The following is a 25,427-nucleotide window of genomic DNA, read 5'->3' on the forward strand; positions in this document are numbered from 1 at the left end:
GCCCGCCGCTATGCTCCGGCCTCAGCGCCGGACAATCTTCGGGCGTGCCATCTCAGATGATCGTCCATGAATGTCGAGATGAAGAAATACGAGTGATCGTAGCCGTCCTGCATGCGCAGCGTCAGCGCAATGCCGGCCTTGGCGCATGCCGCTTCCAAAAGCCAGGGCCTCAGCCCATCATCGAGAAATCCGTCCGATGTCCCTTGGTCGACGAAAAGCTCCGGGAAGCGGTGGCCATCCTCGATGAGCAAGGTGGCATCGTAGCCCCGCCATGATTTCTCGTCCGCACCGAGATATTTTTCGAAGGCCGGCTTCGACCAGCCGGCGGTGCTGGGTTGCACGATCGGCGCGAAGGCCGAGCAGCTCTTGAAGCATTCAGGATTCTTCAGCGCGATGGTCAATGCGCCATGTCCACCCATCGAGTGGCCGAAGATCGCCTGACGCGTCATGTCGGCCGGAAACTCCCGCGCGATCAGCGCTGGTAATTCCTCGGTGACATAGGAATACATGCGATAATTACTGGCATAGGGTTCCTGCGTGGCATCTACGTAGAATCCGGCGCCGCTGCCGAACTGCCAATTGTCCTTCTCGTCGGGAATGCCGGCGCCGCGGGGGCTGGTATCGGGACAGATTACGATCAGGCCAAGCTCGGCCGCCATGCGCCTGTACTCCCCCTTGTCCATGACATTGGCGTGGGTGCAGGTGAGACCGGATAGGTACCATATGACGGGGCAAGGTCTTTCACGGGCCTGTGGCGGCACGAAGACGGCAAAGGTCATGTCGCAGGCGCAGACATCCGAAGCGTGAGAATAGACGCCCTGGACGCCGCCATGCGACTTGGCAGCGGAGATGATTTTCATCCGATCCGACATGTGTTTCTTCTCCGCCAATGTGATTCACCGCCGCTTGTCTACGGCATCGGCCGGGACTACGGCAACCTCGACGGATTGGGCTTTGGATATCGGGCCAGGTCCGATCGGGCGTCGGCCATCGCCATCGAAATCGGCACGCCATCCTTGAAAAAGGAGCATGGCTTGGCGAGCGTGCGGGTTGCGGCCGTCGCACGCGAGGGCCGATGCGACCGCTGGAAAAAGGGACGACCATCACCGTTTGTTCGGAACCTGATCGGCCCGCGGCTGTTTTCCGTTCAGGCAAACACGGAGGCGGCCATGGCACGCGAGAGGACCGAATACGAAACCGGCGCACGGAAATATCCGGCGAGGACCGGCTCGGATCCGAGCGATGATTTCTCGCCCGATGCAGCGGGCAACAAGCCGCCGGCAGGCGGAATGGGGCTCACGCGACCAGCGGATCAGACAAAGGAAGAAACACATCAGTCCGGGGGCCAGCCCGGCAAGGCGACACCCAGCCCGGCAACCGAAAAGACATCCGGCGCGGGCCCGACGATCTCTGAACACTCGAAGGACGCGAAGTCTCCAAGATCGGGCCGCCAACCCGGAGCCTATGTCAAGGACTGACGCGGACGACAAGCTTTGGCATCGCGCAAACCTTTCGGTCCGCCGCGCGTTGAACTTTCTTCAGCCGAGGAGACAACCATGGAGACGAAATCCCAGACCGCCGGTGAAGCCGCCAAGCAACGCCATATCCAGCGCGGCATCGGCGCCAAGGACAAATCGAAGCGCAACGGAAAGGCTGAGCACGCCATGCAGGCAGGCGCGCGCACCTATCCCGAGCCGCCCTTCCCCAAGCAACATCAGGCGAAACCCGGATATGAAGCGGCGATCGAACCTGCCCCGTTCTACGATGCACCCTATTATCTCGGATCAAGGAAACTCGAGGAGAAGGTGGCACTCATCACAGGCGGCGATTCCGGCATCGGTCGCGCGGTGGCGGTATTGTTCGCCCGCGAAGGCGCCGATATCGCGATCGTCTACCTGGCCGAGGACAGGGACGCCGAAGAGACAAAATCCGCCGTCGAAAAAGAAGGTCGACGCTGCATCCTCATAAAGGCCGACGTCAGCGAACGGCAGGATTGCCACGATGCCGTGGCGGCAGCGGTCGAAACATTCGGCCGCATCGACGTGCTGGTCAACAATGCCGCCTTCCAGATCCACTCCAGCGACTTCGGCGACCTGACCGAAGAACATTTCGACACTACGCTCAAGACCAATCTCTACGGCTACTTCCATATGGCACAGGAAGCGGTGCCGCACATGAAGCCGGGCTCGGCGATCGTCAACACCGGCTCGGTTACCGGCATAGACGGCTCCAAGCAACTGGTCGACTATTCGATGACCAAGGGCGGCATCCACGCCTTCACGCGCGCGCTTTCGGGCAACCTCATCGCCAAGGGCATCAGGGTGAACGCGGTCGCGCCTGGCCCGGTGTGGACGCCGCTCAATCCGTCCGACAAGGAAGCCGACGACGTCTCGAAATTCGGCGCGGACACGCCGATGAAACGGCCAGCACAGCCGGAGGAAGTGGCTCCGGCCTATGTGTTCCTCGCCTCCCCGCACTGCTCGAGTTACATCACCGGCGAGATCCTGCCGATCGTCGGCGGCTACTGAGGTCATCGCAATGTATTTCATTGCCTTGGCGACCGACTATGACGGAACGCTCGCACATGACGGAGTTGTCTCCAAGAAAACCCTCGCCGCACTGGAGCGGTTCAAGAAAAGTGGCCGCAAACTGCTTCTGGTCACCGGACGCGAGCTGCCGGACCTCAAGCGCGTGTTTCCCGACATCGGCATGTTCGACAAGGTCGTCGCCGAGAACGGCGCCCTGATCTACACCCCGGCGAGTGAGGAGGAGCGGGCGATCTCGCCATCGCCGGAGCCCAAATTCATCGCCATGCTGAAAAAACAGGGGGTAAAGCCACTTTCGTCGGGACGGTCGATCGTCGCTACCTGGGAGCCACATCAGGCGACTGTGCTCGAGGTCATCAAGAAGATGGGGCTCGAGCTCGAGATCATCTTCAACAAGGGCGCGGTGATGATCCTGCCGAGCGGCGTCAACAAAGCCACCGGGCTGGCGGCCGCACTCGAGGACCTTCACCTGTCGCCGCACAATGTGGTGGGTATCGGCGACGCCGAGAACGATCATGCCTTCCTGCAGGCCTGCGGCTGCAGCGTTGCGGTCGACAATGCCATTCCCGCGGTCAAAGGCACCGCAAACCTGGTCACGCGCGGCGCACGCGGCAAAGGCGTCGAGGAACTGATCGCCAAGCTGATCGAACGCGACCACGGGATCGTGCCGAAACGTCATGACGGCATTGTTCTGGGATCGTCCGGTGGCGACGACATCTATCTGTCGCCGACCGAAAGCGTGCTCATCGCCGGCAGTTCGGGCATCGGCAAATCCACCCTGGCCACCGCGCTGACGGAACGCTTTGTCGAGAGCCGATTTCAGTTTTGCGTCTTCGACCCTGAGGGTGACTATGACGGCCTCGAGGGCGCCGTTCGGCTCGGGGATGGGTCGAGCGCGCCAACAAAGGCGCAGGTGCTGGATCTGATGGCCAAGGCCGACAGCAATATCGTCGTCAATGGCCTGGCGCTTCGTGTCGATGAACGGCCTGACTTCTTTGCCGACCTGCTGCCTGGCCTCGGCAGTTTTCGCCGCCGCACCGCAAGACCGCATTGGCTGGTCATCGACGAAGCGCACCATCTTCTTCCGAAGCGGCGCGACGATACGCGCTCCGTGCTCTCGCTGGAACTGCCGGGCACGATCCTGATCACCGTCCATCCCGAGGCGATTTCGACCGACGCCCTGCGCCTGGTTACGGCCGTCATCGCCCTTGGCCCCAAGGCGAAGGACGTGGTGAAGACCTTCTGCCACGAGACGGGCATCGAGCCGCCGAAAGACATTCCCACGCCCAAGGGCGACCGGGTTCTGTTCTGGCGGCCGCAAGCGCGCAAAAAACTCACGACGGTCAAGGTCATCGAACCTCGTCAGTCTCTCAAGCGCCACAGCCGCAAATATGCCGAGGGCCACCTCGATGAGACCGGCAGCTTCTATTTCCGCGGTCCCGACGACGCGATGAACCTCAGGGCCCATAATCTGATGATCTTTGCCCAGATGGCCGAAGGCATAGACGACAAGACCTGGGAGTTCCATCTGCGCGCGGGCGACTATTCGAAATGGTTCCGCCAGCAGATCAGGGACAAGGATCTCGCCCGCGAAACCACCGAGGCGGAAAAGGACAGGAAGCTTTCGGCGGAGGAGAGCCGCAAACGGGTTCTCGATGCCGTTCGGCGGCGCTACACCGCACCGGCGACGGCGCCTGAGGAATAGCAGCCCGGAGGCGGTCATGAACGATGTCGGGAACGGCCGGTTCGCCGACCGCGATTGGAACTTGGGCGCCGACTTGACGTTCAACCTCTATCGAGAAGGAGAAACGATCATGCCACGAGGCGAGAAATCCAAATACACCGACAAGCAGGAACGAAAGGCCGACCATATTGCCGAAGGCTATGAGAAGCGTGGCGTCTCCGACAAGGAAGCCGAGCGACGCGCATGGGCGACGGTCAACAAGGACGATGGTGGCGGCAAGAAGGAAGGCGGCTCCGGGCGCGGCAAGCACACGGGTCATCCGGCGGCGCACAAGGGCGGCAAGAGCGGCGGAAAGGCGTCCGCTTCCCGATCGGCCGCCAGCCGGTCCGAATCGGCAAGGAAGGCGGCGGCGACCCGCAAGAGGAACGCCGAACACCACGCCCACTGAACGGCCTCGAAGATCGGAACACCGGCATGAAATCGCGACTGGTCAACGAGGCCAACGGCCAACGGACATTTGTCGTGGTGCTCGACCCGGGTGAGGAAGCGTTCGCGGCACTGACCAGCTTCGCGGTCGAGCAGACGATCGGCAGCGCTTCCCTGACGGCGATCGGCGCGTTCCAACGGGCCACTGTCGGCTGGTTCGACCTGGAGGCGAAGTGCTATCGAAAAATCCCGGTCGACGAGCAATGCGAGGTCCTGAGCGCGATCGGTGATGTCGCGACGGGCGATGATGGCAAGCCAAGTCTCCATGTCCACGCGGTGCTTGGCTTGAGCGACGGCACGACCAGGGGCGGCCATCTGCTCGAAGGCACCGTTCGGCCGACATTGGAAGTCACCGTGGTGGAAGCGCCGGGTCACCTGCGTCGCCGCAAGCGCGCCGAGTTCGGTGTGGCTTTGATCGATCTCGGCGGCTGAGGTGTCTTTGCGGGCGCTTCGCCGAGGGGCGCGACGCCCCGGAGAGCGATGATACAGGCAATGACGGACAGGTTTGCCCTTCCCCTGGACACGCCTCCGATGGAGGCCAAAGCGGCCGACGCCCTGCCGGAGGGAGAAGGCCTTTGGCAATACGAGCCCAAATGGGACGGGTTTCGCTGCCTCGCCTTCAAGGGCGACACGGATGTCGACTTGCGCGCCAAATCCGGCAAACCTCTTGGCCGTTACTTCCCGGAACTCGTCGCCATGCTGCAGCAGGTGGAGGCCCGTAACTTCGTCGTCGATGGCGAAATCGTCATCGAGCTCGAAGGCCAGCTTTCCTTCGACGCGCTGCAGATGCGGCTTCACCCGGCCGAAAGCCGCATCCGCAAGCTGAGCGCGCAAACGCCTGCCCGGCTGATCCTGTTCGACATGCCGGCCGCGCCGGGCGGGACGATCCTGCTTGGCGCGCCGTTGTCGCGACGCCGCCGGGCGGTCGAGGACTTCGTTCGCGATTGCGCCAAACCCGGCTTGCGGCTCTCGCCCAGCGCGACCGATCCGGCGGCCGCCAGGCGCTGGCTGGAAGGGGCCGGCCATGGTCCCACCGACGGCGTCGTCGCCAAATTGCTGGCCGACCCCTACCGGCCGGGCGAACGCGCGATGGTCAAGGTCAAACGGTTGCGCACGGCCGACTGCGTGGTTGGCGGATTTCGCTATCTGACCGGAAGCAGGGAGGTCGGCTCGCTGCTGCTCGGCCTTTATGATGAGAGCGGCAAACTCGACCATGTCGGCTTTACCTCGACCATCGGCAGGGATGACCGGGCCCGTGTCACCCGAGAGCTGGAAAAGCTGCGTGGCGGACCCGGCTTCACCGGCAAGGCGCCGGGCGGACCGAGCCGCTGGAGCACGCAGCGCAGCGGCGAATGGGAGCCCCTGCGGCCGGAGCTGGTGGTCGAGGTCCGCTTCGATCATGTCACCGGCGACAGGTTCCGGCATGGCACCAAACTGTTGCGCTGGCGTCCGGACAAGGCGCCGCGCCAGTGCACCATGCGGCAGATCGAGTGACGCAGTTCGCGCCACGGGCGCGCTCGCTGGCCGGAGGCGCCCTCCAGGTCGCCTCTTCGCGAAAGGGCTGGAACAACCGTCCCGATGGCAAGTTGTGTCCCAGCTACACCGCTGGTGGGCTTCACGATAATTGATAATTGGAGATGACAATCATGGCGACTGCGAAGAAAGCGGCACCGAAGGGCCTTGAAGCCCTGTTCCTCGACGGGCTGAAGGACATTTATTATGCCGAGAAGAAAATCCTGAAGGCGCTGCCGAAAATGGCGAAGGGCGCCGAATCCGAAGATGTTTCGGCGGCGTTCGAGAAACATCTGCAGGAGACCGAGAACCAGGTCGACCGCCTCGAACAGATTTTCGAGCTTCTCGACAAGCCGGCCCGAGGCAAGACCTGTCCGGCCATCGACGGCATCATCGAAGAGGGTTCGGAAGTCCTCCAGGAATATAAGGGCGACCCCGCGCTGGATGCTGGGCTGGTCGGGGCGGCGCAGGCCGTCGAACACTACGAGATCGCGCGCTACGGCACGCTCATCGCCTGGGCCGAACAGCTCGGCAAGAGCGACGTGGTCAAACTCCTCAACGAGACCCTTGAGGAAGAGACGGCGACCGACAAGGCACTTTCCAGCCTTGGCGAGGGCGGCGTCAACGAACGTGCCCTGGAACAGGCCGCCTAGCAAGCGAGCTATTGCCCCGGGCGCAAGGCGATCCGGGGCAACTCCCCGGATTTCGGAGAACGACGATGGACCCCCGCAAAACAAAGCAACCCGCAGTGCAGCCCGAAGACGCAGTGCAGGCCGAAGACGCGGCAGAAACCGAAGGTCCCGTGATCGAGCAGCAGGACTGGGACGCGCTCGCAGGCGCGAAAATCCTTCCCGACGACGCCGAGGTGGAAGACGAGGCTGAGGGCGACTTGCCCGAGGAAGATGACGACAATGCCTACCAGGAAAGCGACGAGGCATTGCCCGACGACGTCGAGGAGGCGGCCATCTCACGCGATCCTTCAAGGGAAGGCGGCCACGCCGACGACGAGTGACCGAACGACGTCCGCAATCGGGTCAGCCGACCGCATGCAACGGGGGCTCTTCATTCTCATCAGGATTGGGTAACGGCGCCTCATCGGGCAATCCGTCCGGCTCCGGTTCTCCGATCGGCTTGGGCTTCCAGTTGGGAGCGGGCATGGGCACGTCGCGGTTGGGGTCGGGTTCTCTCGGATCGGGCATCAAATCTGTCTCTCTTTCGGCGGCCTCTCTTTCGCCGGACCGGGCGGGTTGACCGCAGCACCTATCACCATGCAGAGCCCGTCCCGAGCGCTCGGGACGGGCTCGATGCCACAGGGGTTGGCTAGCGATTCTTGTGGCTTTGCTCGCCAGCTCTCACATGCTGTTCATGGGTCCCGCCGCGCATATTGCCGGAGCTGTCGCCTTGCTGGCGCTGGTTGCCACCGGCCGCCTGCTGCTGACGGTTCTTGTCATCCATGTTCTTGTGGCTCTGCTGGCCTGCTTTCACATGTTGCTCATGGCTACCGCCTTTATTGGGCATTCTTCTTCTCCTTTGAGTTACCGAGGCGAACGGCCGCCTCGAGGGCCAAAGAAACTGGCGGCCCGGACGTTCCGTCACATAATATTTCGTGAACCGCGGTGATTCCCGAGCCCGCTTGCTGCGTTCAGGGCAACGACGAGCAGCACGATTGTCAGACCGTTGCGCTGAACAGTATCTACACAGCGACGAGGTGCTAGTTGAGCTGGCCCAGGATTCCAGAGCTGTTGGCCAAGACAAAACTCCAGTAGACTTGGAGCGCTATCGTACAGATCGCGGCCGCGGAGATCGGCACGCCGAAAGGCACCACGCCCCGCTGATCGAGATGCTGGACGTAGACGCGGAAGGCACTTTGAGGCAGCAGGAGCGGGTTCTTCACGACCAGGGCCGTGGCGAGCGCGAAAACCATCAGCAGCAGCGAAAATACCGTCAGGCCACTACCGCCGATCAGAAGCGGCACGACCGCCAGCAGCTTGACATCGCCGGCGCCGATCTTGCGCAGCAACCAGAATGGGAAGAGCGCCAGAAACAGCAACAGCCCTGCAAGCGCGCTCAAACCCATATCCCACCAGGACCCGGCCTTGAGCGACAGAAGCAGCAGCGATCCGAGCCCGAGGCAGAGCAGCAACAGCACGTCGCGGTTGGATATTTTCTGAGTGGTAAAGTCGAGCCAGCCAGTCCGTGCGAGCAGGGCCGCAGCCAGTACCTTCAGCAGTATGGCTTCGATCAGCAGCACGTTCAGCGCTCGATGTTCTGCACGCTGGACGAGAGCAGCTTCAGATTGTTGGCCACGGTAGGATCGTTGGGCGCCAGTTCATAGGCCTTGAGGAAATTGCTGCGCGCGTCCTGCAGCTTGCCGCGCAGCAGATGGGAATAGCCGACATTGTTGTAATATTCGGGCGATGGCCCCATCAGCTTGAACGCGCGGCCATAGGCGCGGTCGGCAAGGTCGAAGCGGTGGATGCGGTCGCAGGAAGCGGCAAGTCCCATCCAGGCACCACCGTCGTTGGGCGCCAGCTGCGTCGCCTTGAAGAACAAGGCGCCGGCATTGCCGTAATTCTCGGCGCGGAACTGGTTCTTGGCTTCGGCAACAGCCTGGTCCGAGGCGTAGTATTCGACGTCGCCGACCGTCTTCAGCCCGTCGAAAGCATCGCCGAATGAGGTCACATCCCCCTTCGACGGCTCGTTGGTACGGACGACACCGTTGGTGGCGTCCGTCTGGCAGCCGGCAAGGACAACCGTCAACAGACAAGCTGCGACAGCGATAACCCTTTTCATATAGTTCCCCTCGAGGATCCCCGACTCACATTAGGACCAAAGCATACATGTAACTAGAAGAAAATGCCCCTCATGCGGATGATCACCGGCAACATAATGACCATCATCACGACAGGGAAGATGCACAACCCCAACGGGATCATCATTTTAACGGGAAGAGAATTGGCCCGTTCCTCGGCACTCAGGATTCGTTGCCCACGCATCTCGGCGCTATAAACACGCAAGGCATCGGTGAGGCTGGTGCCGAGTTCTTCCGATTGACGGAACAGGACGGCCAGTGCCCGCGCCTCGTCAAGTCCGATGCGATCTGAAAGTTCGCGTAGCGCTTCCCGCAACGGCTTGCCAGCACGCAACTGCAAATTCATGATCGACAGCTGTATTCCCAGCCATTTGTGGGTGGCGGCCATTTCATGGCTGACGCGTTCGACTGCCCCCTCCAGGCTCATGCCCGCGTCGGCGCAGGTGATCATCATGTCCATGAAGTCGGGGAAGGCTCGACGATAGATCTGTTTCTGGCCGTTCTCGAAACGGTCGAGCAGAATGGCGGGAATCACGATGCAGGCCAACCCGAACAGGGCAGAACCAGCAAGGGTGATGAAACCTGGCAGGTGCGGCGGCAGAACCCGCGACAGGAGTGCATACATTGCCAGAAAACCGACGCAGACCGCGACAAGGCGGGACAGCGTATAAATCAGTGGTGCGCTTGATTGATAAAAGCCGGCGCGAAACAGCTTTGCCTCCAGGGCATTTGGCTCATCGCGCTCTCTCTCGACCGACTTGAAGTAGGCATCGACCGGCCGTTGCGCCGCAAGCTTGGCAAGCTGGTCTTGTCCGAGCATCGATCGGCGGTCTGTAATTCCTTCGCCCATCAGGCTCTGCGCGACGAGCTTTCGTGTCTGCAGAGCCGGCAGGAAGACAAGCGCACCGAACAGGAAGAAGGACACGGCCGCCACAAAGACGGCAATAGACACCAAGAAGCCCAGGTCCTGAATGTTCGAAAACAATTTCTTTCGTCGCCCCAGTCAGAAATCGAAAGTAACCATCCGGTACATGATGAAGTCGCCAAGCAGTGCCCACAACCCGAAAAGCAGAAATATCTGGAAGACGAGCGGGTTGCCCCAGACGCCGCCGTAATAGCCTGGGGCAAGGATTTGAAGTGTGAAGAACATCACAATAGGAAACAAGGAGATGATCCACGCGGAGACACGGCCTTCGGCCGAAAGCGCCCTGATTTTCATTCGCAGTTTCTGCCGTTCACGCAGAACCGAGGAAAGATTGGCCAGAATTTCGGTCAAATTGCCGCCCGTCTTGGACTGGATCGACAGCGATACCGACAGCAGCTGAAGGCCCTCGAAGCCGACACGCTGCGAAAGCTTTCGCACGGCCTGCTCGATGCTGAGGCCAAAGGTGATTTCATCGGAGACGATGCCGAACTCGGTGCCGAGCGGATCCGGCATTTCGCGCGCGACCAGACCGATCGCGACCGAAGCCGGGTGTCCGGCGCGCAGCGAGCGAACAATCATGTCCAGCGCATCCGGCAGCTGTTTGGCGAATTTCCGGATTCGCTTGTTGCGGGCACGCCGGAGGACGAGAAGCGGCAGGACAAGCCCTATGACCAGAAAGACAATGAGCGATGCCAAAGCGGAAAAATTGAAGAGTACCAGCAGCAACGCCATCGCCAGCCCTGCAAGTTGAAATGTTGCGGCGAAGGTCAACGGATTTCCGGTGATACCGGACTGGGTATAGAGCCTGTTCAACCAGACCATACCGAAAAGAAAATCGCCCGAGTCCGTGAGCCCGCGCTCTCGCAGCAATCCCTGTAACGTTTGTTCGGCCGGGGCGTCGCCAGCGAGCCGCTTCAATCGGCGATTAACTGCTAGAGACCGGGAGCGGCGACCGGCAAATGAAAGATACAGGGCTTCACCGGCGAGAATGACCGAAGCTGCCGCCAGCATGTAGATGAAGTACAGCAGAGCTTGACCGGTCGGCATTAGAGGGCGACCTGCGGGTTGAAGGCGTCCTTGGCAAAATGGTGCCCCAGGGTTGCGGCCTCCGGAGCGAACCGCGGACGGACGCCGGTTGCGCGAAAGTCTCCGATGACCTTGCCCTCGGCTGTGACCTCACGGCGGACGAAATGATAGATTTCCTGAAGCTGGACGACATTACCCTCCATGCCAGTCAGCTCCGATATGGAGGTGACACGCCGGCCGCCGTCCGAAAGACGCTGTGTCTGGACGATGATGTCAATGGCGGAGGCAATCTGCGCCCGGATTGAATCATGCGTCATCGGCATGCCGGCCATGCCGACCATCTGTTCGAGCCGCGAGATCGCGTCGCGCGGCGTGTTGGCATGGATTGTGGTCATCGAGCCTTCGTGGCCAGTGTTCATCGCCTGCAGCATGTCGAAAGCTTCCTCGCCGCGCACCTCGCCGACGATGATGCGGTCCGGCCGCATGCGCAACGCGTTCTTCAGCAATTCGCGCTGGCGCACCTCGCCCTTGCCCTCGACATTGGGTGGGCGCGTTTCAAGCCTGCCGACATGAGGCTGCTGCAACTGCAGTTCGGCCGCATCCTCGATGGTGATCAGGCGCTCTTTCGAGGGGATGTAGCTCGACAGCGCGTTGAGCAGCGTAGTCTTGCCACTGCCGGTGCCGCCCGAAACGAGGATCGATTTGCGCGCCTGCACCGCGATGCGCAGCAGATCGACCATCGGCTGGCGAATGGAGTTGAACGCCATCAACCGTTCGAGCGAATACGGGTTCCTGGAGAACTTCCGGATCGATACCAGAGGACCATCGACCGAGATCGGTCGCACCGCGATGTTGACGCGTGAGCCGTCATCCAGGCGGGCATCGACCATCGGCGAGGATTCATCGACACGCCTGCCGATCGCCGAAACGATCTTGTTGATGACGCGCAGCAGATGCGCCTCATCCCGAAACCGGATTGCCGTTTCTTCGACGATGCCACGCCGCTCTATGAAAACGCGCTTGTGGGTGTTGATCAAAATATCCGTAATAGAATCGTCCTTGAGCAGCGGTTCGATCGGCCCGAGACCCAGCATCTCGTCGGCGGTGTCGCTGGTCAATTGATCGAGTTCGCGCGCGTTCAACGGCACGTTCCGATTTCGAACGAACTCGCGCACGATCGGACGGATCTCGTTCAGGATCTCATCCTTGGAAGCACTTTCAAGCGCCGTCAGGTTGAACCGATCGATAAGATGGCGATGAATCTCGACCTTGAGCGTCAGAAAATTGTCGCCATGCGATTCAATATCAGCGGCGGTCGAAAGGGGCTGGGCAACAGGCGAAACCGCCGGCGGCTCGACCTTTGTCACTGCCTGCTGTTCGCTTGCCCCCTTGATGAACCGCCCCAGCATAATCGCCTATGCTCCCCTAACCCTGCATTAGCGGAAACTAAACGTTAACCAAACAGGGCACAAGCGCCGTGGTGCCTCGCGCCTGGTCAATACTCTCAACATAGTTAAGGAGCGCACCAGAAAAATATCGTTTTTATTTCCGGTCTCCATACTCTCAAACATGAGTGCTGCACTAAGCTTTGCAGCGGCCCTGCCCCCTTGCGTGCTCCGCCGTGGAAGCCACTCCATATCTGGCTATAACCCATTAGATATAAAGGAATATGCCATATGGCTAAAGTAGTTATCACTCCATTAGTGGGTAGGCATAATTGTGAACGAATGGTTAAGGACGCTTGAAAAATTAGGCGAATCAAGCTCTTGCTGAAAATCAAAGCCGCGCTCAAATCGAAAGTTCATGTATTGGAAAGTTAAGGAACCGTTAATCCCATTTGACTCTGCAATTTCTCGGGACCTAGGATTGAGATGACGGGGGATGCTTGGGTATGGAGTTCATCCTTGGCTCTGTCTCGTCGGGTTCAAACCTCCAAGGGAGAAATTGACATGAAGAAGCTCATGACGATGACCCGGCAGTTCCGCGACGATGAAAACGGCGCTGCCATGGTCGAGTATTCCATCCTTATCGGCATTATCGCCGTTGCATCGATCATGACTGTCCTCGCCATCGGCGGATGGGTGAACGGTCGTTTCTCGGGGCTCTGCACCGCCCTCGAAGCAGCGACAGTTGGTTCGTGTAACGCGACGACTGGCATCGGCACCTGATCGCCTGACTACACTCAGGCCCGGATCGCTCGAGCCGGGCCTGAATCCGATCGCAGCGGGCGAATCCCGCATTGGGGCTTGGGGCTTGGGGCATGCGCGCCAATACGCTTATCATGATCGTTCTCGCCGGCGTGTTCGGCGTTCTGGCAGTTGTGCTGGTCAATATTTGGCTGGCCGGCCAGCGTAGCGCCATGGCGCAAACGGGCCTCGTTCAAGGCAGCACAGTCGTCGTAGCGGCAATGCCGCTGAAGTTCGGCGACGCGCTCACCGCAGATAAATTGCGCGAAGTCGCGTGGCCGGCAGGCGCGGTTCCAACCGGCGCCTTCAAGACAACGAAAGATGCGCTGGCCGGCGAAGGTACAAGGCAGGCGCTGCAGACCATTAGCGCTAACGAGCCTGTACTCGCCAGCAAGATCACTGGGCCAGGCCAGCGTGCCACGCTTTCGGCGGTGCTCGGCGAAGGCATGAAGGCCGTTTCCATCAGGGTCAACGACGTGCTGGGCGTCGCGGGATTCGTCTTCCCGGGCGACCGGGTCGATGTGTTGCTGACGCGCTCGGTGCGTACCGACGATGGCGCGGACAAAAGTTTTGTCGACGTGCTGCTACAGGGCATGAAGGTGCTGGCCATCGACCAGGTGGCCGATGTGAGCAAGGACAGCCCAACCGTGGTCAAGTCCGTTACGCTGGAAGCCAGCACGAAAGATGCGCAAAAGCTGACACTGGCGGCAGGTGCCGGGCAATTGTCGCTGGCGCTTCGCCAGGCCGCCGCCAGCAAAGGCGAAACCACCGAACGGGTAACACTTTCCGATCTGACCGGCGAAACGCCGGCCGATGTCGCCGCTCGACAGGCAGAACTCGACAAGAAGGCTGCAGCGGAAGCCTTGGCGGCAGCTGAGCGCAAGCGGGCCGACGACAAGCTGGCCGGGCTGGCTCAGGCGGTGGAGCGGGTGGGAAGCCGGCTTGACGAGATGGGCAAGGTCAAACCCGCTCCGGCCGTGACATCTGCGCCTGAAGTGCGCGAGGTCGTCAAGGAAGTGGTCAAATACGTGCAGCCGGAACCGCCGAAGAACGTGACCGTGGGCGTATTTCGTGGCGTGAAGCTCGAGACATATGACGTACCGCGACAACCATGATAATAGTGCGGCATAATACCGCGCAACACGGTGGCTGTCTCAAGCAGCATTTAGGAGACGGGGATGCAGGGGTCTTGGTTAAGGATGGCGGCGGCCGCGCTGCCCTGTCTGGCGGCGCTGTTGCTGTCGGGCTTTGGCGCCAATGCCGCCGACCGCTTCATCGACGTGTCGAACCCGAGCGTCCATCGTATCTTCCTGCCGATGTCGCAATCGGTGACGCTCCAGGTGAATGCCAATCTCGGTGACATCGTCGTTGGCGACGAGAAGATCGCCGATGCGCAGCCAATGACTGACCGCACGCTCTACGTCATCGGCAAGGGCGCCGGCACCACCACGGTCAACCTGTTCTCGCCCGACAAGCGTTCGCTCGGCGTTATCCAGATCGAGGTCGGCGTCGACGTCAGCGATATGGCGGCGGCGATCCGGCAGGTTTCGCCAAGGTCGCGCATAGAAATCGGCTCGGTCAACGGCAGGGTGCGGCTTGGCGGTCATGTCAAGGACGGCGCCACTCTGGCGGCCATCATGGAAGTCGCCCAGCAATATGGTCCCGACGCCATCATCAATGCAGTCACTGTCGACGACAGCCAGCAAGTCAATCTCGAAGTGCGCGTGCTGGAAGCCAAGCGCAACGCCGGCCGCGATCTCGGCGTGTCCATCCGGAGCACGAACAACAGAGGCACAACCCGGACTGGAACAGGTATTGCCACGGTCGATGCGGACGGAGCAGTGCTCGGTACGGGTGATCTGGTCAGTGGCCTGTTGTCGAACAGCAATCCCTTCGCAGCCTTGATCACTCGCGTCATCGACAGCAACATCAAGGTCGATCTGATCATCGAGGCGCTGGAGGCCAAGGGCGTCGTGCGCACGCTGGCCGAGCCAAACCTCACCACGCTTTCCGGCGAACCGGCCAGCTTCAACGCGGGCGGCCAGGTTCCGATCCGCAGCGTCGACAAGAACGGCGAGGTCCAGATCGAGTACAAGCAATTCGGCGTCAATCTTCTGTTCACGCCGGTCGTGCTCGCCGACGACAAGATCCACATCCAGCTGGCGCCGGAGGTCAGCGACCTGACCGGCTTCACCACCGCCGGCGACCCGATCTTCACCAACCGCAAGCTGGAAACCGTGGTCGAACTGCGCGACGGCCAGAGCTTCGCGGTCGGCGGGCTGCTGTCGAGCAAAACCACCAAGCTGCAGAACCAGGTGCCGTGGCTGGCCCAGGTGCCTGTCATCGGCACACTGTTCCGCAATTCGAGCAGCCAGAAGGAAGAGACCGAACTGGTCGTCGTCGTCACGCCGCATATCGTGCGGCCGGTGAAGCCCGGCGAGCAGCTGGCGACGCCGTTCGACAAGACGCGGCCCGCGAACGATCCGGAGTTCTTCGTGCTCGGTCAGCTCGAAGTGAACAAGGACATGATCCGCAAGTATGAAACGGGCGACGGCGTCACCGGCCCCTATGGCCACATGCTGGACTTCAAATCGAAGGACAAGATGCTCTATGTCAAGAAATAGCGCCTTGATCCTCATTCTGTGCGCCGGATCGCTTTCGGGCTGTGCCGCGGACTATTTGAACCATTACGACTCGGTGACCTTGGCCGCCGGCGACACCCAGAAATACAATTCGCTGCTGCAGACGGTCGACCCGCTCAACCCGGCCTCCAGGAACACGCATATCGAGGGCGACGGCACGCGCGCCGCACTTGTTGCGCACAATTACAAATATCCGCCACCACCGCCGCCACCGCCAGCCATCACGGTCAATGTCGGCGGGTCGGGAGTGACGACACCGTGAACTGAACGGAAGGATGCGGAGGGCGCCGGGCATGCGAGGGGCCCTTGCGCAAGAGAGCAGAGAGTAAGGTCATGTTGGGGACCATTCGTGCCTTCTGGAACGATCAACGCGGCGTAGCGATGATCCTCGTCGCGATCATGCTGCCGGTCCTTATCGGCTTCGCCTTGCTGGCCATCGATATGAGTCGGGCTAACGGACTGCATAACGATCTGCAGAAAGGTGTCGATGCGCTTGCGCTTGCGACGGCCGCGGAACTGGATGGCAGATCGGATTCGATCACCCGAGCCGAACTGGCCAAGACGACACTTCTCACCAACAAAACAAAGTTTTCAACGTCAGGCGATCATACACTCGCCTTGGCTGATGTGACCGTTAAATATTTGACTGGGATACCTGCCGACGACAGCATCCGGTTAAATGCCGCCGGTGTCGACACTAATGGCCATGACTGGTCAAGCACCGATCCCAAAGCCGTGACATTCTCCCTAGTGACAGTAAACCCGTCCGGTGACGCGGATGGTGCCGGTGCTTTCGCGGCAATTTTTCCGGCAAGCTTTCTAGGCGGCAGCGACACCATGGATTTAAGGCCACAGGCTGTGGCCGGATTTGTCCAGTCGATCTGCGAAACGGTGCCAATCTTCATGTGCAATCCGTTCGAGACGACCGACCCGTTGACCAGCAAAACCATCCAGCAGGCGTTCGCTGCCGGGCTCACCTATAGCCGCGAATACCGTATCCTCAAGGTTGACTCGAACCCCGGCCCAGGCAATTTCGGACTGATCGACAACAATCTCACGTCACTGCGGGACGCGCTCGCTATCGGAACCGCCGGCACCTGCTATCAACGCGATAAGCTCACCACTAAGACCGGCGTCACCCTGGGCCAGGTCAACGCTGGTCTCAATGTACGCTTCGACATCTACAGCACTTCGCTGAAGAGCCATGACACCGATTGGCAATATCGGCCGGCGAGCAATGTTCGCAAGGGGGTAGATAAAACCTCTAACTGTAATAAATACACACCCAATACGGACGGGACGGCCATGGCGCTGCCGCCGGGCAATAGCTTCGATTCCGCCACGGGGATGACGAATTCGACCTGGGATCGCAGCAATTACTGGCTGATCAACCACGGTGCCGCATACCCCTCCGTCCCGAGCACCACAAACCCGACCGGCGCCGCTGTGCCGGCGTCGAGATATGACGTCTATAAGTACGAGATTGCGAACGGGCTCGTCGGGGACAAGTCCAAGGCGCCGACAAAGGAAACCGGCGTTCCGGCCTGCTTCAAAGGCACGACGCCGACAGCTGACCCCGATCGGCGGTTGCTCAACATGGCGATCGTCGACTGCATCGCCAACCAAGCCAAGATCAATGGCCATGTCCAGCTCAAGCCTGATGGCTATGCCAGCGTCTTTATAAACAGCCCCATCCAGAAGCAGGATAACACCAAAGACCCCGAAGATCCTTCGGCTGGCGAAAAGCCGATCAGCCTTGAGATCGTCGACGTCGATGGAGGGTTTGCGAACAACACCCTTCTAGACAAAGCATTCCGCAACGAAGCCCAACTGTATCGGTAGAGTCGACATGACCAGATTCGGCAAAATCATCGGGCGGTTTCAAGGCGACGAAAGTGGCGCCGCTTTGGTGGAAGCCGCGATCACTATACCACTCGTGTTGTTGTTATCGGCTGGTGTGTTTGAGTTCTCCAACATCCTGAACACGCGCCTGCTTCTCGAAGCCGGCGTTGAGGATGCGGGTCGCTACATGGCACGATGCAGCAGTGACTGGGAGACCTGCAAGGGGCGGGCTCAAAACCTTGCTGCCAATGGGGCGGTCGCCAACGGCAGCGCCAGGGTGACCGGATGGCTGCCGGCGGCAGTTGACATCACCATGGCGCGCTCGCTGGACGCGGTTGATGTGGCCACGGGCACGCAGCTTTATCTTAGCAGCAAGAGCACTGTCGATGTCGTGGACGTCAGTACCACCTATTCTTATTCCGACGTCGGCTTCTGGTCGTCTCTCGGCTTTGGTGCTCTCACGCTGAGCGTGTCCCATCAGGAACGAGTCATTGGATGGTGACGGAGCGCATCAAGTTTTGGGCCAACCAGTCCGGAGCGACTATGGTCGAAATGGCCATAGTGATGCCGCTACTGTTGACGCTTCTGCTTGGCTTCGTCGATTTCGGCTACGCCTTTTACCAATGGAATGCAGGGAACAAAGCGGTGCAAGCCGGCGCAAGGTTGGCGCAGATTTCTACACCTGTCGCCAGCGGGCTCCTGGTGGAGACGATAACGCAGAGCGATGTAACCAAAGTCGGCACCGCGGTGGCTGCAAACACCTACAACTATATCTGCACTGCCAATACCGCGGGAAGCGTCACTTGCACTTGTGGCGTGGGCGCTACGTGTCAGAACCTCAATGTAAGCCAAGCCGCTTTTGATTTCATTTTCAGCGGCAACAGCAGCCGGGCCGGAATGCAGACTTTCCTGCCAATGCTGGCGAAGTCCGAGGTGCGGATCCAATATCAGGCCTCCGGCCTCGGCTACTGGACGCGCCCCAGCGGCCCGGTGCCAACGATCACCGTCAGCATCACCAATCATCCCTTCCAGTTCTTTTTTCTGGGCGGATTGCTCGGGTTCGGAAACATCACCATGCCCTCCATGCTGAGCACGGTCACGGGCGAAGACATGAAGAGTACCTGGCCATGAACGCCATCAACACCAAGGTTTTGCCGACCAAGCGAAAGCAGATCGCGCTGTTTTCCTCCGATCCGAATTTCAAGCGCGATGTGGCGACGCGGCTCGATGCGCTGGCGATCTATGATGTGCGGGTTGCCGAGACGGGTGATTTTCTCAAGGGGCCGCCCGCCGATACGCGCCCGGGCATCGTCATCCTCGATCTCGGCAATGGTGAATTGCTTGGCAATCCGGGCATCGTCGAGGCGCGCGCGCTGTGGGCGACCGTGCCGCTGATCGCGGTTTCCGACGAGCTGACCTCGGAGCAGACGCGCGTTCTGGTGCGCATGAATGCCTCGGACTGGCTGCACAAGCCGCTCGACGGCAAGGAGCTGCTCAACGCCGTCACCTTCCACGACAGCGGCAACCAGGGCGCCAAAAGCCGCATCATCACCTTCATCAGCGCCAGCGGCGGCGCCGGCGCCACGACGCTGGCGCTGTCGGCGGCCGAGTTCCTGGCCTCGAAATCGACCGAGCGCGCGGCCTCGACCTGCCTGGTCGACCTCGACTTCCAGAGCGCCAATTGCGGCGCCTATCTCAACCTGTTCAACCAGTTCGACCTTGCCGGCATCATCGGCCAGCCGGAACGGCTCGATGTCGAATTGATGGATGTCATCAAGCTGTCGCGGCCGTCCGGCCTGACGCTCTATGCCTTCGAGCGGCCGCAATTGCCGTTCGAGCCGCATGGCGCCGATTTCGTCTTCCGGCTGCTCGACCTCGTCGCCTACCGTTTCGACGACATCGTCATCGACCTGCCGAACATCGAAACGCCCTGGCACAATTCCGTGCTGTCGACGAGCGACGAGATCTTCATCGTCTTCGAGCTCAACGTCGCCTCGCTGCGGCAAGGCAAACGGCTCTACAAGAAGATCCGTGAGCTGCGCGGCAATGCCGTCTCAATCACACTGGTGGCCAACAAGCACAAGCGCAAATGGTTCGGCAACCACTTCTCGCGTAGCGAGCTGGAGAAGATCTTCAAGGCGCCGCACATCAAGTCGGTCGGCCTCGACAACGCCCTGCTGGCCGACGCGCTGAACCGCGCCATGCTGCCGTCGGAAGTGGATGGGCGGGCGCGCTTCAACAAGGATCTGAAGAAGATGTTCCGCGAGCGGCTCGACGATGCGCGCTAGCGGCCATCGCTTGCGGCTGACAGCCGCCTGCCTCCTCGGCCTGGCGCTGGCGCCCGCGGCCGGACAGACCGCATTGGCTGACAGCCGCCCGCCTCTGCCAGCCATGGGGCCCAGCCTGCGCAAGACAGTGGCGTTTTCCACCGCCGAGAAGGTTGGGACCATCATCATCCGCAAGCAGGAAAAAGCGCTTTACCTGGTGACCGGCAAGGGCGAGGCCCTGCGCTACCGGATCAGTGTCGGACGCGATGGATTTGGCTGGACGGGTACGGTCCAGGTGGGGGCGAAGACGGAGTGGCCGGCGTGGCGCCCACCCCGGGAAATGCGCGCCCGGCGGCCGGAATTGCCTGACATGGTTCCCTCGGGGCCGTACAACCCGCTCGGCGCAAGGGCGCTCTATCTGCTTCGGGACGGTCGCGACACGCTCTATCGAATCCATGGCACCAACGACCCTTCGGGCGTGGGTTTCGACGGCACGTCGGGCTGTTTTCGGCTGACCAATACCGATGTCATCGATCTTTTCAGGCGCGTGCCTGTCGGCACCAAGGTGGTGGTCCAATGACGACGATCAGCGACCCCGACGAACTGGTGGCGGCGGCCGAACCGCTATTGCTCGATAAGGAGAAGAGCCGGTTCAGATTAGCCGTTGCCGTCTGTGTCGGCCTGACGCTGTTTGCCCTTCTGAATGCCACCGCGGCCGTCTATCTCTACCGTGGCATCAACGACCTGCGCGCGATCGAGGCGCGACTGGAAGACCTTGGCCAGTTCGAGCAGCGAATGAGCGCGCGGCTGGACACCGTCAACAATGGATTCCAAAGCCGGTTCGAGGCGCTGGACGACCGGCTGCGGGCGAGCTTCGGCGAGGTCAACGCCACCCTCGCCCGGCAGGCACCGGACATGTCGGGAAATCACGGTGGCGACATGCCGCGCGTCGTGGAACTCCCCTCGCCCGCCGAAGATACGGCAGCGGTTGCCAGCGCCGCCGACGAGTCTGCCGTCGAGGAAATGCCGCGCGTGACGCGAAGGAGGTCGGCTCCGGCAGCGCCTCCCGCGCCAAGCTCCAACTACCAGCGGAGCGTATCCCCGGAAGGCAAGGTCACCTATCACAAGATAAACTAGCTCTGGCCTCGGGCGCGCTGCGCTAGAAAACTCGCTGCAGTGCCATCATCAGGACACGCCGCGATTCAACACGCATGCCGAGTTCACGGATATAGGCAAAATGGCAATAGGTGCACGCCGTCACCCCGATGACCGCCAGCATGCAGTTCAGCCAGGTGAAGTCCATCATTAGTGAGAACTGAAAGCCGCTCGGCGCCGTGAACGCGGCAATGGTGCTGGCGGTCTGCGGGCGGCCGCCGATCAAAATCATCGACGCCGCGAGGATCAGTGTGCCATGGTTGGCAAGAAAGAAAGCGGCCGACCTTCTGGCCTGACATGCCATCCAGCAGATACCCAGTGCTGCGCCTAGCAACGCGAAATCCAGGACCATCGACCCTCCCAGATAGACATCGACCTGCTGCCAGACCATCCCGGACGAGGGGTGCAAGGCGAGCCAGATCTTCCACATGTCGGGGCTTGCGGGATAGGTTCCGAGCAGGATGGTGGCCATTCGCTCCGCCGCCAGGATCAGCAGGACAAAGGCCGGGAAGGCGAAAAGCAAGAGTGGTTTGCGCTTCATGGTGCCTCGCAATCTGGCGGGCAGACTAGGCCGCATAGATTGCGCGAAGCTTAACGGGGCGTTTTTGCGTCTGCCCATCGGGACCAGTGTCGGATTACACCCGTGTCGCGATGAGTCGAGGCCTGAACTCTCGAGCCGATGAGACAAGCATCGTGCGGCCGCCGTACCGAAGCGGGTCGAATCTATCCGGCCACGACGACGTCGTGAAGCCAGTCGCCCGCGACTGTCCCGCGCAGTCCCAAATCACGTACGCTATCCATGTGGTTGCGATCCTTGAGCACGCCTTTCGACACACTTAGGCCCTGTCCCGTCAGGCGGTCAGCAAACAAGCTGGCCTGCTGGTGAAAAGGTTCCGTCTCCCGCTCGCCGACCAACACCGTGACTTTCGTCCGGGGAGAGTGGGATTTGCTCAGCGGCGAAAATGCCTCAACTTCCGTGTCGGTGAGACCTATCAAAGGCTCGAGGAAGGAATGCTGAAGGGGCTTCAAATCGTAAAGCCCGCCGAGCAGGAGTGCCGCCGAAGGGGCCGAACCCTCGTTGAACAAAAAGGTCGCCAGATGCGCCCCGGCGGAATGGCCGCTGACGCTTAGCCGGCCGGGATCGCCGCCATGGCCGGCGATATTATCCAGCACCCATTGCCTCGCGCGCCGGACCTGGTCGACGATTGCCGCCATCCTGACGGCAGGCATCAGCGCATAGTCGATCACGACCGCGATTGCCCCCGCGCTCGTCACCGTTTCGGCAATGTAGGAATAGTCGTTTCTGGTGAACATGCGCCAGTAGCCGCCATGGATGAAGATGTGCACAGGAAGGTCCTTACGCGGTCCCTCCGGAAAGAACAGGTCGAGGCGCTCGGCGTCGTGCGGGCCATAGGCGACATCCGCCAGCATGGGCAGCGCTGCCCGCGTCGCGGCGCTGCGGGCGACGATCTCGGCCACGATGTCATCGAAATCGGCAACGTGGTCGCGGGTGCGAAAAGGATCCTTCGACATGGTGTCCGCTCAGAAGCTTACAGCGATGTATTTGGCCTCCATGAACTCGGCGATGCCGTGATGCTGGCCCCCTTCCCGCCCGAGGCCGCTCTGCTTTACCCCGCCGAAGGGCGCGGCGGGATCCGACATCAAGCCGCGGTTGAGGCCGATCATGCCGGCCTCGATCTCCGAGGCCACCCGCATGCCGCGGGCCACATCGCGCGTGTAGAGATAGGCGGCGAGGCCGTATTCGGTGTTGTTGGCGTGGAGGATGGCTTGCGCCTCGCTTTCGAAGCGGGTGATGGGCGCCACCGGGCCGAAGATCTCCTCATGCGCCATATCGGCGTCCGGCGAGACTTCGGACAGGACGGTCGGAGGATAGAAAAAGCCATCTCCTTCAAGCACCGAGCCGCCGCACAACACTTTGGCACCCCGATTGACCGCATCCTTGACCAGCCGGTCGATCTTGTCGACCGCCTTCCTGGTGATCATTGGTCCACATTCCGTCTCTGCCCTGGTGCCGGCGCCGATCTTGAGCGCGGCCATGCGCCGGGATAGGCCGCCGGCGAACGCATCGTGGATGCCCGACTGGACGTAAATGCGGTTGGCGGCGGTACAGGCTTCGCCGGCATTGCGCATTTTGGCGATCATGGCGCCATCGAGGGCCGCATCGAGATCGGCGTCGTCGAAGACGATGAAGGGCGCGTTGCCGCCAAGCTCCATGGAACAGGAGATCACATGCTTGGCGGCCTCGGCGAGCAAGGCCCGGCCGATCCCGGTCGAGCCGGTGAAGGAGAGCTTCCTGACGCGCGGATCGGCCAGCATGGCCGACGTCAGGGGGCCGGGTGTCGACGTCGTCAGCACGTTCACGACGCCGTCCGGGACGCCGGCTTCGCTGTAGAGCGCGGCGAGTGCATAGGCGGTCAGCGGCGTCTCGCTGGCCGGCTTCAGAATGACCGTGCAGCCTGCCGCGAGGGCCGGTGCGATCTTGCGTGTTGCCATCGCGGCGGGGAAATTCCACGGCGTGATGAGGACGCAGATGCCGATCGGCTGATAGTCGACCACGATCCGGTTGGTTCCGGATGGAGCGATGCCGAACTCGCCGGTGATGCGAACAGCTTCCTCGGCGTTCCAGCGGAAGAATTCGGCTGCATAGGCGACCTCGCCGCGCGCGTCGCGCAGGGCCTTGCCGTTCTCCAGCGAGATCAGCATGGCAAGCGTCTCCGACCGCTCGACCATCAGCTCGAAACAGCGCCTGAGAATTTCCGAGCGCTTGCGCGGCGCTGTCTCGCGCCACCCCTTGGCGGCCTTGGCCGCTGCCCCGACCGCGGCGGCGGCATCCTCCAGGGTCGCATCGGGGACCGCCGCGATCACCGCGCCGGAGGATGGATCGGTGACCTCAATGAGCCCGCCGTCGGACGACGGCAGCCATTGTCCGCCAATGTAGAGCCGGTGCGGGAAACCCCGCACATCGTAGAGGTCCTGGTCGAGCTGGAAGGCATTGTGGGGAAGGTTCATCGTCTTGGTCCTGACATTCACATGGCGCAAGCGGTGAGATCGCCGTCATAGGCCGCCTGGACAAGGCGGCGCATGGCGGCGAGGTCGAACGGGCGCGGGTTGTTCTTGATCAGGCGATCGATGCCGAGCGCCTGCTCGGCGGTCCAGTCGAGCTTGTCGGCCGGAAGCCCCAGACCGGCCAGCGTCGGAGTGATGCCGACCGCCGCGAACAAGCGCCTAATCTCCTCGATGGTCGCGCCGGCCATTTCGTCGATGCCACGACCGTTCGGCTCGAGGCCAAGAGCAATCCCTATCTCGGCGATCTCAGCCGCGGCCACACGCCTGTTGTAGCTCATGACATAAGGCATCATCGTCGCCACCCCTAGCCCATGCGGCGTTTGTGTGAGCGCGCCGGCCGGGTATTGCACCGCGTGCGCCGCCGCGGTGCCGGCGGTGCCGAACGCGCAACCCGCCGCCAGCGCGCCCATCATCACGTCAGAGCGCGCCTCGGGATCGCCGCCGTCAGTGCACGCCTTCTCCAGGCCCCGGCTGAGAAGTTTGACGGCAAGCAGCGCGAAATGGTCGGTCAGCGGCGTCTTGCCGATGAACACGTGGCGCTGCGGCAGGCTGAAATCCCCGTCCCGGCGCATGGCCGTGAAGGCCTCGATCGCATGCGTGAGCGCGTCGGCACCGGCAATCGCGGTCAGGCCCGGCGGACAAGTCATTGTCAATTCGGGGTCGCAGACGGCAACGGCAGCGATAAGATAGGGGCTCGATATGCCGACTTTGAGCGTCCGGTCCGGATCCGATATCACCGCGACGGGCGTCACCTCTGATCCTGTGCCAGCCGTGGTCGGCACGGCGATCAAAGGCAGCGTCGGCCCCGGGACCTTGAACTCGCCGTAGTAGTCCCGCAGCTCGCCGCCGTGGCTGATCAGCAAGGCTGCGCATTTGGCGAAATCGAGACAGCTGCCGCCGCCGATGCCGATCACCATATCGGGCCCAAAGCCCCGCGCTTGCTCGACGCACACCGCCACGGAGTCGCGCGGCACATCCGGCAGGACATCGTCATGGACCAGCACTTCGATCGACGCTGCCTGCAAGGATGCCATGATTTCGGCGAACACGGCCGTACCGGCGAAACGCTCGTCGGTGCAGACCAGGGCGCGTCGGCCGTAGCGAGCGGCCACGACTGGCAGTGCATGGCGTTGCCCCTTCCCGAATAGAATTTCGCGTGGGAGCCGGAGGGCTGTGAGAAGGCTCATGACAGGCTGCATCCTTGAGGGGTGTCGGAGAACTCGCATTGCAAAATCCGCACCGAAGATCCTGAACTGA

Annotated in this window: 29 protein-coding genes; 18 read left to right on the forward strand and 11 right to left on the reverse strand. The window is 61.5% G+C overall.

Annotated elements, in window-relative coordinates:
* Positions 1-8 precede the first annotated feature (8 nt).
* Positions 9-872 (reverse strand): S-formylglutathione hydrolase, encoded by an 864-nt coding sequence (gene fghA / locus FJ941_RS12185; RefSeq protein ID WP_181169768.1) that lies wholly within the window; start codon positions 870-872, stop codon positions 9-11.
* Between fghA and FJ941_RS29415 the strand changes: the two genes are divergently transcribed.
* The 8 genes from FJ941_RS29415 to FJ941_RS12225 all read left to right on the forward strand — a co-directional run bounded on the left by FJ941_RS29415 (position 831) and on the right by FJ941_RS12225 (position 7,240).
* A complete protein-coding gene (locus FJ941_RS29415) occupies positions 831-1,478 on the forward strand; it encodes a hypothetical protein (protein ID WP_246673777.1) in 648 nt (215 codons plus the stop codon). The two genes, fghA and FJ941_RS29415, sit on opposite strands and share 42 nt — an antisense overlap.
* 78 nt (positions 1,479-1,556) lie before the next feature.
* Complete coding sequence (locus FJ941_RS12195) at positions 1,557-2,528, forward strand: SDR family oxidoreductase (RefSeq protein ID WP_140505800.1); 972 nt, start codon at positions 1,557-1,559, stop codon at positions 2,526-2,528.
* A gap of 10 nt (positions 2,529-2,538) precedes the next feature.
* Positions 2,539-4,251 (forward strand): HAD-IIB family hydrolase, encoded by a 1,713-nt coding sequence (locus tag FJ941_RS12200; RefSeq protein ID WP_140505802.1) that lies wholly within the window; start codon positions 2,539-2,541, stop codon positions 4,249-4,251.
* Positions 4,252-4,360: 109 nt separating this feature from the next.
* On the forward strand, positions 4,361-4,678 hold the full coding sequence (locus FJ941_RS12205) for a plasmid stabilization protein (protein WP_140505910.1): 318 nt from the start codon (positions 4,361-4,363) through the stop codon (positions 4,676-4,678).
* A 26-nt stretch (positions 4,679-4,704) separates the two neighbouring features.
* Entirely contained in the window at positions 4,705-5,148 is a 444-nt protein-coding gene (locus FJ941_RS12210) for a PPC domain-containing DNA-binding protein (protein WP_140505803.1), read from the forward strand.
* Positions 5,149-5,208: 60 nt separating this feature from the next.
* Positions 5,209-6,210, forward strand: a complete 1,002-nt coding sequence (locus FJ941_RS12215; protein ID WP_140505805.1) for an ATP-dependent DNA ligase — start codon at positions 5,209-5,211, stop codon at positions 6,208-6,210.
* Positions 6,211-6,362: 152 nt separating this feature from the next.
* A complete protein-coding gene (locus tag FJ941_RS12220; RefSeq protein WP_140505807.1) occupies positions 6,363-6,881 on the forward strand; it encodes a ferritin-like domain-containing protein in 519 nt (172 codons plus the stop codon).
* Between the two features lie 65 nt (positions 6,882-6,946).
* A complete protein-coding gene (locus FJ941_RS12225) occupies positions 6,947-7,240 on the forward strand; it encodes a hypothetical protein (RefSeq protein ID WP_140505808.1) in 294 nt (97 codons plus the stop codon).
* Between the two features lie 308 nt (positions 7,241-7,548).
* On the opposite strand, the gene FJ941_RS12235 is transcribed toward FJ941_RS12225, so the two are convergent.
* The 6 genes from FJ941_RS12235 to FJ941_RS12260 all read right to left on the reverse strand — a co-directional run bounded on the left by FJ941_RS12235 (position 7,549) and on the right by FJ941_RS12260 (position 12,400).
* Positions 7,549-7,746, reverse strand: a complete 198-nt coding sequence (locus tag FJ941_RS12235) for a hypothetical protein (protein WP_140505812.1) — start codon at positions 7,744-7,746, stop codon at positions 7,549-7,551.
* A gap of 193 nt (positions 7,747-7,939) precedes the next feature.
* Positions 7,940-8,479: a prepilin peptidase gene (locus FJ941_RS12240; protein ID WP_140505813.1), complete on the reverse strand. Its 540-nt coding sequence runs from the start codon at positions 8,477-8,479 to the stop codon at positions 7,940-7,942.
* Between the two features lie 2 nt (positions 8,480-8,481).
* A complete protein-coding gene (locus FJ941_RS12245; protein ID WP_140505815.1) occupies positions 8,482-9,021 on the reverse strand; it encodes a tetratricopeptide repeat protein in 540 nt (179 codons plus the stop codon).
* A gap of 53 nt (positions 9,022-9,074) precedes the next feature.
* A complete protein-coding gene (locus FJ941_RS12250; RefSeq protein WP_140505816.1) occupies positions 9,075-10,025 on the reverse strand; it encodes a type II secretion system F family protein in 951 nt (316 codons plus the stop codon).
* A gap of 18 nt (positions 10,026-10,043) precedes the next feature.
* Positions 10,044-11,012, reverse strand: a complete 969-nt coding sequence (locus tag FJ941_RS12255) for a type II secretion system F family protein (RefSeq protein ID WP_140505818.1) — start codon at positions 11,010-11,012, stop codon at positions 10,044-10,046.
* Positions 11,012-12,400, reverse strand: a complete 1,389-nt coding sequence (locus tag FJ941_RS12260) for a CpaF family protein (protein ID WP_140505820.1) — start codon at positions 12,398-12,400, stop codon at positions 11,012-11,014. Before FJ941_RS12260 ends, FJ941_RS12255 begins: the two co-directional genes overlap by 1 nt.
* 540 nt (positions 12,401-12,940) lie before the next feature.
* Between FJ941_RS12260 and FJ941_RS12265 the strand changes: the two genes are divergently transcribed.
* The 10 genes from FJ941_RS12265 to FJ941_RS12310 all read left to right on the forward strand — a co-directional run bounded on the left by FJ941_RS12265 (position 12,941) and on the right by FJ941_RS12310 (position 21,065).
* The gene (locus tag FJ941_RS12265) at positions 12,941-13,159 is read left to right on the forward strand and encodes a Flp family type IVb pilin (RefSeq protein WP_140505822.1); all 219 of its coding nucleotides are present in this window, start codon (positions 12,941-12,943) and stop codon (positions 13,157-13,159) included.
* 92 nt (positions 13,160-13,251) lie between these two features.
* Positions 13,252-14,292, forward strand: coding sequence for a Flp pilus assembly protein CpaB (cpaB, locus tag FJ941_RS12270; RefSeq protein WP_140505823.1), 1,041 nt, complete (start codon positions 13,252-13,254; stop codon positions 14,290-14,292).
* A 63-nt stretch (positions 14,293-14,355) separates the two neighbouring features.
* Entirely contained in the window at positions 14,356-15,801 is a 1,446-nt protein-coding gene (locus FJ941_RS12275; protein WP_140505825.1) for a type II and III secretion system protein family protein, read from the forward strand.
* A 4-nt stretch (positions 15,802-15,805) separates the two neighbouring features.
* On the forward strand, positions 15,806-16,081 hold the full coding sequence (locus tag FJ941_RS12280; RefSeq protein WP_246673778.1) for a hypothetical protein: 276 nt from the start codon (positions 15,806-15,808) through the stop codon (positions 16,079-16,081).
* 71 nt (positions 16,082-16,152) lie between these two features.
* Complete coding sequence (locus FJ941_RS12285) at positions 16,153-17,661, forward strand: pilus assembly protein TadG-related protein (protein WP_140505826.1); 1,509 nt, start codon at positions 16,153-16,155, stop codon at positions 17,659-17,661.
* Positions 17,662-17,668: 7 nt separating this feature from the next.
* Positions 17,669-18,163: a TadE/TadG family type IV pilus assembly protein gene (locus FJ941_RS12290; RefSeq protein WP_140505828.1), complete on the forward strand. Its 495-nt coding sequence runs from the start codon at positions 17,669-17,671 to the stop codon at positions 18,161-18,163.
* Positions 18,157-18,792 carry a TadE/TadG family type IV pilus assembly protein gene (locus FJ941_RS12295; RefSeq protein WP_140505830.1) on the forward strand — a complete coding sequence of 212 codons (636 nt, stop codon included), beginning with the start codon at positions 18,157-18,159 and terminating at the stop codon, positions 18,790-18,792. The genes FJ941_RS12290 and FJ941_RS12295 overlap by 7 nt, the downstream gene beginning before the upstream one ends.
* Positions 18,789-19,949 carry an AAA family ATPase gene (locus tag FJ941_RS12300; RefSeq protein ID WP_140505832.1) on the forward strand — a complete coding sequence of 387 codons (1,161 nt, stop codon included), beginning with the start codon at positions 18,789-18,791 and terminating at the stop codon, positions 19,947-19,949. The genes FJ941_RS12295 and FJ941_RS12300 overlap by 4 nt, the downstream gene beginning before the upstream one ends.
* Positions 19,939-20,508 (forward strand): L,D-transpeptidase, encoded by a 570-nt coding sequence (locus FJ941_RS12305; RefSeq protein ID WP_140505834.1) that lies wholly within the window; start codon positions 19,939-19,941, stop codon positions 20,506-20,508. Before FJ941_RS12300 ends, FJ941_RS12305 begins: the two co-directional genes overlap by 11 nt.
* Positions 20,505-21,065 carry a hypothetical protein gene (locus FJ941_RS12310; protein WP_140505835.1) on the forward strand — a complete coding sequence of 187 codons (561 nt, stop codon included), beginning with the start codon at positions 20,505-20,507 and terminating at the stop codon, positions 21,063-21,065. The genes FJ941_RS12305 and FJ941_RS12310 overlap by 4 nt, the downstream gene beginning before the upstream one ends.
* Before the next feature lie 22 nt (positions 21,066-21,087).
* Here the strand turns inward: FJ941_RS12310 and FJ941_RS12315 are convergent, their stop codons facing one another.
* From FJ941_RS12315 to FJ941_RS12330, 4 genes are all read right to left on the reverse strand, one after another.
* Positions 21,088-21,606 (reverse strand): hypothetical protein, encoded by a 519-nt coding sequence (locus tag FJ941_RS12315; protein WP_246673780.1) that lies wholly within the window; start codon positions 21,604-21,606, stop codon positions 21,088-21,090.
* Between the two features lie 200 nt (positions 21,607-21,806).
* Positions 21,807-22,616, reverse strand: a complete 810-nt coding sequence (locus tag FJ941_RS12320) for an alpha/beta hydrolase (protein ID WP_140505837.1) — start codon at positions 22,614-22,616, stop codon at positions 21,807-21,809.
* A gap of 9 nt (positions 22,617-22,625) precedes the next feature.
* Positions 22,626-24,113: an NAD-dependent succinate-semialdehyde dehydrogenase gene (locus FJ941_RS12325; protein ID WP_140505839.1), complete on the reverse strand. Its 1,488-nt coding sequence runs from the start codon at positions 24,111-24,113 to the stop codon at positions 22,626-22,628.
* Positions 24,114-24,130: 17 nt separating this feature from the next.
* Entirely contained in the window at positions 24,131-25,357 is a 1,227-nt protein-coding gene (locus tag FJ941_RS12330) for an iron-containing alcohol dehydrogenase (RefSeq protein ID WP_140505840.1), read from the reverse strand.
* Positions 25,358-25,427 lie beyond the last annotated feature (70 nt).

It is taken from the genome of Mesorhizobium sp. B2-3-13 (genome assembly GCF_006442195.1).
Lineage (GTDB): Bacteria > Pseudomonadota > Alphaproteobacteria > Rhizobiales > Rhizobiaceae > Mesorhizobium > Mesorhizobium salmacidum.

Excerpts from the sequence above, each read along its gene's own strand:
- FJ941_RS29415 (WP_246673777.1), top strand. The coding sequence starts at position 831 with ATGCGACTTGGCAGCGGAGATGATTTTCATCCGATCCGACATGTGTTT.
- fghA (WP_181169768.1), bottom strand. The coding sequence starts at position 872 with ATGTCGGATCGGATGAAAATCATCTCCGCTGCCAAGTCGCATGGCGGC.
- FJ941_RS12195 (WP_140505800.1), top strand. The coding sequence starts at position 1,557 with ATGGAGACGAAATCCCAGACCGCCGGTGAAGCCGCCAAGCAACGCCAT.
- FJ941_RS12200 (WP_140505802.1), top strand. The coding sequence starts at position 2,539 with ATGTATTTCATTGCCTTGGCGACCGACTATGACGGAACGCTCGCACAT.
- FJ941_RS12205 (WP_140505910.1), top strand. The coding sequence starts at position 4,361 with ATGCCACGAGGCGAGAAATCCAAATACACCGACAAGCAGGAACGAAAG.
- FJ941_RS12210 (WP_140505803.1), top strand. The coding sequence starts at position 4,705 with ATGAAATCGCGACTGGTCAACGAGGCCAACGGCCAACGGACATTTGTC.
- FJ941_RS12215 (WP_140505805.1), top strand. The coding sequence starts at position 5,209 with ATGACGGACAGGTTTGCCCTTCCCCTGGACACGCCTCCGATGGAGGCC.
- FJ941_RS12220 (WP_140505807.1), top strand. The coding sequence starts at position 6,363 with ATGGCGACTGCGAAGAAAGCGGCACCGAAGGGCCTTGAAGCCCTGTTC.
- FJ941_RS12225 (WP_140505808.1), top strand. The coding sequence starts at position 6,947 with ATGGACCCCCGCAAAACAAAGCAACCCGCAGTGCAGCCCGAAGACGCA.
- FJ941_RS12235 (WP_140505812.1), bottom strand. The coding sequence starts at position 7,746 with ATGCCCAATAAAGGCGGTAGCCATGAGCAACATGTGAAAGCAGGCCAG.
- FJ941_RS12245 (WP_140505815.1), bottom strand. The coding sequence starts at position 9,021 with ATGAAAAGGGTTATCGCTGTCGCAGCTTGTCTGTTGACGGTTGTCCTT.
- FJ941_RS12255 (WP_140505818.1), bottom strand. The coding sequence starts at position 11,012 with ATGCCGACCGGTCAAGCTCTGCTGTACTTCATCTACATGCTGGCGGCA.
- FJ941_RS12260 (WP_140505820.1), bottom strand. The coding sequence starts at position 12,400 with ATGCTGGGGCGGTTCATCAAGGGGGCAAGCGAACAGCAGGCAGTGACA.
- FJ941_RS12265 (WP_140505822.1), top strand. The coding sequence starts at position 12,941 with ATGAAGAAGCTCATGACGATGACCCGGCAGTTCCGCGACGATGAAAAC.
- cpaB (WP_140505823.1), top strand. The coding sequence starts at position 13,252 with ATGCGCGCCAATACGCTTATCATGATCGTTCTCGCCGGCGTGTTCGGC.
- FJ941_RS12275 (WP_140505825.1), top strand. The coding sequence starts at position 14,356 with ATGCAGGGGTCTTGGTTAAGGATGGCGGCGGCCGCGCTGCCCTGTCTG.
- FJ941_RS12285 (WP_140505826.1), top strand. The coding sequence starts at position 16,153 with ATGTTGGGGACCATTCGTGCCTTCTGGAACGATCAACGCGGCGTAGCG.
- FJ941_RS12290 (WP_140505828.1), top strand. The coding sequence starts at position 17,669 with ATGACCAGATTCGGCAAAATCATCGGGCGGTTTCAAGGCGACGAAAGT.
- FJ941_RS12295 (WP_140505830.1), top strand. The coding sequence starts at position 18,157 with ATGGTGACGGAGCGCATCAAGTTTTGGGCCAACCAGTCCGGAGCGACT.
- FJ941_RS12300 (WP_140505832.1), top strand. The coding sequence starts at position 18,789 with ATGAACGCCATCAACACCAAGGTTTTGCCGACCAAGCGAAAGCAGATC.
- FJ941_RS12305 (WP_140505834.1), top strand. The coding sequence starts at position 19,939 with ATGCGCGCTAGCGGCCATCGCTTGCGGCTGACAGCCGCCTGCCTCCTC.
- FJ941_RS12310 (WP_140505835.1), top strand. The coding sequence starts at position 20,505 with ATGACGACGATCAGCGACCCCGACGAACTGGTGGCGGCGGCCGAACCG.
- FJ941_RS12320 (WP_140505837.1), bottom strand. The coding sequence starts at position 22,616 with ATGTCGAAGGATCCTTTTCGCACCCGCGACCACGTTGCCGATTTCGAT.
- FJ941_RS12325 (WP_140505839.1), bottom strand. The coding sequence starts at position 24,113 with ATGAACCTTCCCCACAATGCCTTCCAGCTCGACCAGGACCTCTACGAT.
- FJ941_RS12330 (WP_140505840.1), bottom strand. The coding sequence starts at position 25,357 with ATGAGCCTTCTCACAGCCCTCCGGCTCCCACGCGAAATTCTATTCGGG.